The following is a 318-nucleotide window of genomic DNA, read 5'->3' as shown; positions in this document are numbered from 1 at the left end:
TGGTTCTGTTGCAAAGTTTTTTAAACTAAGCTATATTCTAGAAAAATGAGACGAGGAGAATGACAGATGGGATATTTTAAAGGAAAACAATTCAAACAAGACATTATTTTAGTAGCCGTCGGCTACTATTGTCGTTTTTCTTTAAGCTATCGCGTTGTATCTGAAATCCTGAAGGAACGTGGTGTTTCGGTTCATCCGACAACCATCATGCGCTGGGTTCATGAATATGGCAACTTGATCTACCAAATTTGGAAGAAGAAAAATAAAAACGTACAATTGTCTTGGAAATTGGATGAGACTTTTGTAAAAGTCAAAGGG

1 pseudogene is annotated in these 318 nt (G+C 36.2%); it reads left to right on the top strand.

The annotated features are described in order from the left end of the window. Positions 1–66: 66 nt before the first annotated feature. A pseudogene (locus ACM6HU_RS02010) lies at positions 67–318 on the top strand (IS6 family transposase); the annotation flags it as partial.

Source organism: Bacillus sp. IT-79MI2, assembly GCF_949768135.1.
Lineage (GTDB): Bacteria > Bacillota > Bacilli > Bacillales > Bacillaceae_G > Bacillus_A > Bacillus_A pseudomycoides.
The sequence above is the reverse complement of the archived record's forward strand: the minus strand, read 5'-3'. Positions and strand labels throughout refer to the sequence as shown.